At 69.3% G+C, this 6149-nt stretch carries 5 protein-coding genes; 4 read left to right on the top strand and 1 reads right to left on the bottom strand.

The window, feature by feature from the left end; translation table 11 throughout:
- Nucleotides 1-72: 72 nt before the first annotated feature.
- Both pth and ACWCRB_RS28450 read left to right on the top strand, forming a co-directional pair.
- Nucleotides 73-675, top strand: a complete 603-nt coding sequence (pth, locus tag ACWCRB_RS28455; RefSeq protein WP_389352915.1) for an aminoacyl-tRNA hydrolase — start codon at nt 73-75, stop codon at nt 673-675.
- A 65-nt stretch (nt 676-740) separates the two neighbouring features.
- A complete protein-coding gene (locus tag ACWCRB_RS28450; RefSeq protein ID WP_450998752.1) occupies nt 741-1232 on the top strand; it encodes a hypothetical protein in 492 nt (163 codons plus the stop codon).
- Between the two features lie 99 nt (nt 1233-1331).
- On the opposite strand, the gene ppc is transcribed toward ACWCRB_RS28450, so the two are convergent.
- Complete coding sequence (ppc, locus tag ACWCRB_RS28445) at nt 1332-4073, bottom strand: phosphoenolpyruvate carboxylase (RefSeq protein WP_450998751.1); 2742 nt, start codon at nt 4071-4073, stop codon at nt 1332-1334.
- A gap of 277 nt (nt 4074-4350) precedes the next feature.
- Between ppc and ACWCRB_RS28440 the strand changes: the two genes are divergently transcribed.
- Together ACWCRB_RS28440 and ACWCRB_RS28435 are read left to right on the top strand one after the other, a co-directional pair.
- Entirely contained in the window at nt 4351-5376 is a 1026-nt protein-coding gene (locus ACWCRB_RS28440; protein WP_450998750.1) for an acyl-CoA desaturase, read from the top strand.
- Nucleotides 5373-6050: a TetR family transcriptional regulator gene (locus ACWCRB_RS28435; protein ID WP_369035457.1), complete on the top strand. Its 678-nt coding sequence runs from the start codon at nt 5373-5375 to the stop codon at nt 6048-6050. The genes ACWCRB_RS28440 and ACWCRB_RS28435 overlap by 4 nt, the downstream gene beginning before the upstream one ends.
- Nucleotides 6051-6149: the final 99 nt, after the last annotated feature.

Raw genomic sequence — 6149 nt, 5'->3', positions numbered from 1 at the left:
GCTTCCGTACCGGAACGGCGGCCGACGCGCGTATCAAGGACTCGTATCAAGGACGCGTATCAAGAGGGAGAGATGAACGTGACGACGGATGCGTCCGCCCCCTGGCTGGTCGTCGGGCTCGGCAACCCCGGGCCGGAGTACGCGGCCAACCGCCACAACGTCGGCTTCATGGTGGCCGACCTGCTGGCCGGACGGATCGGCGGGAAGTTCAAGCGGGCCGGCAAGGCGCAGGCGCAGGTCGTGGAGGGGCGGATCGGTCCGCCGGGACCGTACAACCGCCGGGTGATCCTGGCGAAGCCGATGTCGTACATGAATCTGTCGGGCGGGCCGGTGAACGCGCTCAAGGACTTCTACAAGGTGCCCGTCGCCAACGTCGTCGCGATCCATGACGAGCTGGACATCGACTTCGGCACCCTGCGGCTGAAGTTCGCCGGCGGGGACAACGGGCACAACGGGCTGAAGTCGATGACGAAGGCCTTCTCCGCCGAGTACCACCGGGTGCGGTTCGGGATCGGGCGCCCGCCGGGCCGGATGCCGGTCGCCGACTTCGTGCTGAAGGACTTCTCCGCTGCGGAGCGCAAGGAGCTGGACTACTTCGTGGACCGGGCCGCGGATGCCGTGGAGTGTCTGGTGATCGAGGGTCTTGAGCGGGCGCAAAGCACGTACAACTCCTGACTTGTCCGGTCGTCCGGACGGCCCGAGGTTGACTCTTCGTTGAGGCATGGCCAATGATCCCCGCCATGCCTGCCACAGCCACCTCTTCCCGCCAGGCCTCGGTCGCCGCCCTCCGGTTCGGACAGCTCGCGGCGATGGGTACGGTCGCCGCGCTGATCCTGATCGCGGGCGTCTGGGCGTCCTGGGGGACGGCCCAGCACGTGATGCTCTCCAAGGGCCGTGAGCAGGGCACGATGACCGTGGCGGAGTGCGAGGACGGCGTCTGTACGGGGTCGTACCGGCCGGTGTCGGTGGGTTCCGAGGCGCGGGGCGAGGTGGTCCTGGACCAGACGGTCGGGGTCAGCGCGGGCGAGACGTACACCGTGGTCGTGAAGCCGGGCAGCCGTGATGTCGTACGGTCCGGCCCGGCCGGTTTCCTGTACGCCTGGGTGCCGTTGGGCGGCGCGCTGCTGCTGGCGTCGGTCGTGGTGGCGGGCGGACTGGGACTGACGCGGACGGGCTGGGCGCTGGCCGGGAGCGGCTTGGCGCTGGTGACGGCGGCCTGGGTGGCGTTGTAAGGGGCATGAGGGTGCCCCCGTACACATGCAAGGACATGAGGGTGCCCCCGTACGCGTGATCATGCGTACGAGGGCACCCTCAACCCATGTCCGTCCGGCTCAGCCGGTGTTGCGCAGGCCCGCCGCGACTCCGTTGACGGTGAGGAGCAGGGCGCGGGCGAGGAGCGGGTCGGGCTCGGCGCCCGCTGCCGCCGCGTCGCGCTGGCGCTTCAGCAGGGTCACCTGGAGGTAGGAGATCGGGTCCAGGTAGGCGTCGCGGATGGTGAAGGTCTGCTGGAGGACCGGGTTGGCCTCCAGGAGCTTGCTCTCGCCGGTGACGCGGAGGACCTCGCGGACCGTCAGTTCGTGTTCGGCGCGGATGACGTCGAACACGTGCTTGAGGTTCTCGGGGACGAGGGTGTCGACGTAGTGCTGGGCGATGCGCAGGTCGGTCTTCGCGAGGGTCATCTCGACGTTGGAGATGAAGTTGCGGAAGAAGTGCCACTGCTCGTGCATCTCGTCCAGGACCGTGTCCAGGCCCGCTTCCCGCAGCGCCTTCAGGCCCGACCCGACGCCGAACCAGCCCGGCACGATCTGCCGGGACTGGGTCCAGCCGAACACCCACGGGATCGCGCGCAGTCCGTCCAGCGAGACGCCCGAGCCGGGGCGGCGGGAGGGCCGCGAGCCCAGGTGCAGATCGGCGAGCTGGTCCACCGGCGTGGAGGCGAGGAAGTACGTCGGCAGGTCCGGATCCTCGACCAGCCTGCGGTAGGCGGCGTGGGCGGCGTCGGACACCACGTCCATGGCCGCGTCCCAGCGGGCGAGGGACTCGTCGGACTGGCGCGGGGAGGTGTGCAGGGCGGAGGCCTGGAGGGTGGCGGCGACCGTCAGTTCGAGGTTCTCGCGGGCCAGCGAGGGGACCAGGTACTTGTCGGAGATCACCTCACCCTGCTCGGTGACCTTGATCTCGCCCTCCAGGGTGCCCCAGGGCTGGGCGAGGATCGCGTCGTGCGAGGGACCGCCGCCTCGGCCGACTGTGCCGCCGCGGCCGTGGAAGAGCCGCAGCCGGACACCGTAGCGGTGCGCCACGTCACGCAGGCGGCGCTGGGCTCGGTGGATCTCCCACTGGCTGGTGGTGATGCCGCCGAACTTGGAGGAGTCCGAGTACCCGAGCATGACCTCCTGGACATCGCCCCGGAGCGCGACGAGGCGCCGGTAGGACGGGTCGGAGAGCATGTCCTCCAGGATCGTGTCGGCGGCCTTCAGCTCGTCGGTGGTCTCCAGGAGCGGCACGATGCCGATCTTGGCCCAGCCGCCGTGCAGGTCGATCAGACCGGCCTCGCGGGCCAGCACGGCAGCCGCGAAGACGTCGTCGGAGCCCTGGCACATCGAGATGATGTACGACTCGATGACCTCGGGCCCGAAGACGGCGAGGGCCTTCTTGACGGTCTCGAACACGCCGAGCGTCTTGGCGCCGGCCGCGTCGAGGGGCGCCGGGGTGGGCGCGAGCGGACGGCGCGACCGCAGCTCCTTCGCGAGGAGCTTGTTGCGGTACTCGCGTGGCATGTCCTCGTACCGCCAGGACTCCTCGCCGAGGCGGTCGAAGAGCTGGCCGAGGGCGTGGTGGTGGGCGTCGGCGTGTTCCCGTACGTCCATGGTCGCGAGCTGGAGGCCGAAGGCCGCGAGCGTGCGGATCGTACGGTCCATGCGGCCGTCGGCGAAGAGGCCGCCGCGGTGTTCGCGCAGGGAGGTCTGGATGAGGGTGAGGTCCGCGAGGAGCTGGCCGGTGCCGAGGTAGTCGCGGCCGGGCTGGTGCGGGGTGTCCTTGGCCAGGCGCTGCTTGGTGTTCTCCAGCTTCTGGCGGATGCAGGTGGCCTTGAGGCGGTAGGGCTCCTCGGAGTTGAGGCGCTTGTACCGGGGGCTGATCTCGGGCAGCAGTTCGATGTCGGCGCGGAGGGACTCCAGGAGTTCCTCGGTGGCTCCGGTGTAGCGGATGGAGTTGGAGAGGAAGCCGCGCAGCTCGTCGATCAGTTCCAGGGCGTCGTTGATGCCGTGCTCGTGCTGGAGGATCAGGACGTCCCAGGTGACCTGCGGGGTCACGTTGGGGTTGCCGTCGCGGTCGCCGCCGATCCAGGTGCCGAAGGTGAGGGGCCGGGTGTCGTCGGGGAGCTTGACCCCGACGCGTTCGAGTTCGGCGGTGAGGTCTTCGAGCACGTCCCCGACCGCGCCCGCGTGCAGCTCGTCGAGGTAGTAGATGGCGTTGCGGGCCTCGTCCGCGGGCTCGGGGCGTACGACGCGCAGTTCGTCCGTCTGCCATACGAGGTCGATGTTCTCGGCCAGACGGGTGTCGTAGCGGCGTCGGTCCGCCTCGATGACGGGGGTCTCCAGCAGGGCGGCGATACGGCGCAGCTTGTTGAGGACGGAGCGCCTGGCCGCTTCGGTCGGGTGGGCCGTGAAGACCGGGCGAACGTTGAGGTTCCTGACCGTGGCGCGCAGGTGGTCGGGGTCGGCGTCCTTGAGGCGGTCGGCCGTGCGGGCGAGGAGGCCGCCCTCGGCGGCGCGCTTGGCGCGCAGTTCACGGCCTCGGTGCACCTGCTCGGTGACGTTCGCGAGGTGGAAGTAGGTGGAGAAGGCGCGGACGAGCTTGGCGGCGGTCTCCAGCTCGGTGCCGCGCAGCAGCTCGGCGGCGGCCTCGCCGTCCTCGCGGGTCAGGTGGCGGACCTTTTCCACGAGTTCCAGCAGCTCAGGGCCCTCCTGGCGGACGAGGGTCTCGCCGAGCAGGTCGCCCAGGCGCCTGATGTCGGCGCGCAGCTCACCGCTGGTCGTCGTGGTGGCCTGGCCATGGTCGTCGGCACTGCTCACAGGTGCGGCTCCTTGCAGTGTGGAGGCTCGGCGGGCATAGGGGCGGAACATCCGGGAACTAAACAAAGCGGACCGCGCTGTCCGACCGACCTAAGGATAGGTGTCGAGTCGGACGCGCAGAATTTCGGGCTCTTGCCGCCGGGCGACGCGCTGCCATACTTACGACGCCGTAGGTTACGCAACCGTAGGGAGCCTGAGGATCCGAAGGCCTCCTCGGATCCCGTACCCCGGTGTCTGCCCAATCTGGACTGGACCCATCACCCCACAGGGGACGCGCATGACCACCTCAGGTTCCGAAGTGATCGAAGACGCTTCGAACTCGAACCCGACCGTGCCCGACGGCACCCCACTGCCCTCAGCCACCCTCGGCGGCGAACGGAAACGGTCGCTCGAACAGATCACGCTCCTTCTCTTCATCATCGTCCCGTTCCTCGCTGTGCTGGCGGCGGTGCCGCTGGCGTGGGGCTGGGGGGTGAGCTGGCTGGACCTCGGCCTGCTCGTCTCCTTCTACTACCTGGGCTGTCACGGCATCACGATCGGCTTCCACCGCTACTTCACGCACGGCGCCTTCAAGGCCAAACGGCCGCTGCGGATCGCCCTCGCGATCGCCGGTTCGATGGCCGTCGAAGGCCCGCTGGTGCGCTGGGTGGCTGACCATCGCAAGCACCACAAGTTCTCGGACGCGGAGGGCGACCCGCATTCGCCGTGGCGGTTCGGGGAGACGGTTCCGGCGCTGATGAAGGGCCTGTGGTGGGCCCACATCGGCTGGATGTTCGACGAGGAGCAGACTCCGCAGGACAAGTACGCGCCCGACCTGATCAAGGACACGGCGATCCGCACGATCTCGCGCCAGTTCCTCCTGTGGGCCGGCCTGTCCCTGATGCTGCCGGCGCTGATCGGCGGCCTGGTGACGATGTCCTGGTGGGGCGCGTTCACGGGCTTCTTCTGGGGCTCGCTGGTCCGGGTCTGCCTGCTCCACCACGTCACCTGGTCGATCAACTCGATCTGCCACGCGGTGGGCAAGCGGCCGTTCAAGTCGCGTGACCGCTCGGGGAACGTCTGGTGGCTGGCCGTCCTGTCCTGCGGCGAGTCCTGGCACAACCTGCACCATGCCGACCCGACGTCGGCGCGGCACGGTGTGATGCGCGGGCAGATCGATTCCTCGGCGCGGCTTGTCCGCTGGTTCGAGATGCTCGGCTGGGCCTATGACGTGCGCTGGCCGTCACGCTCGCGTATCGATTCCCGTCGAAACACGGACGATGACAGTCCTCGGCGCCGGAAGGAGCCCGCGAAGGCGGCATGATTGACGGCGTGGCGACCGACTCCAGCAGCACTCCGAGCAATGAGAAACCGCGGCGCCCCCGCCGCACCCGGATGACGGGTGCCGAGCGCCGGGCCCAGTTGCTGGAGATCGGCCGCACCCTGTTCGCCGCGAAGGGCTTCGAGGCGACGTCGGTGGAGGAGATCGCGGCGAAGGCCGGCGTCTCCAAGCCCGTCGTCTACGAGCACTTCGGCGGCAAGGAGGGCCTGTACGCGGTGGTGGTGGACCGCGAGATGCGGCGCCTGCTGGACATGGTGACCAGCTCCCTGACGGCCGGCCACCCGCGCGAACTGTGCGAACAGGCGGCCTTCGCGCTCCTCGACTACATCGAGGAGTACACGGACGGCTTCCGCATCCTGGTCCGCGACTCCCCCATCCCCCAGTCGACGGGCTCTTTCGCGTCTCTCATCTCGGACATCGCCACCCAGGTGGAGGACATCCTGGGCCGCGAGTTCAAGAGCCGGGGCTTCGACCCGAAACTGGCCCCCCTGTACGCCCAGGCCCTGGTCGGCATGGTCGCCCTGACAGGCCAGTGGTGGCTGGACGTACGCCGCCCCCGCAAGGCGGAGGTGGCGGCCCACCTGGTGAACCTGGCGTGGAACGGCCTGGACGGGCTGGAGGCGAAGCCGCACTTGATCGGGCGCCGGAAGGCCTGAGGGTACTTTTCAGGTGAGGGTGCGCTGAGGTCGGTGCGCCTGGCCGGGGGCGCGTTTCAACTGCGGGGCGCGCCGGACTGGAAGCGCCGGGCTTGGGGC

Source organism: Streptomyces sp. NPDC002156, assembly GCF_053593675.1.
Note: the sequence above shows the minus strand (reverse complement) of the source record. Positions and strands in the feature narration are given on the sequence as shown.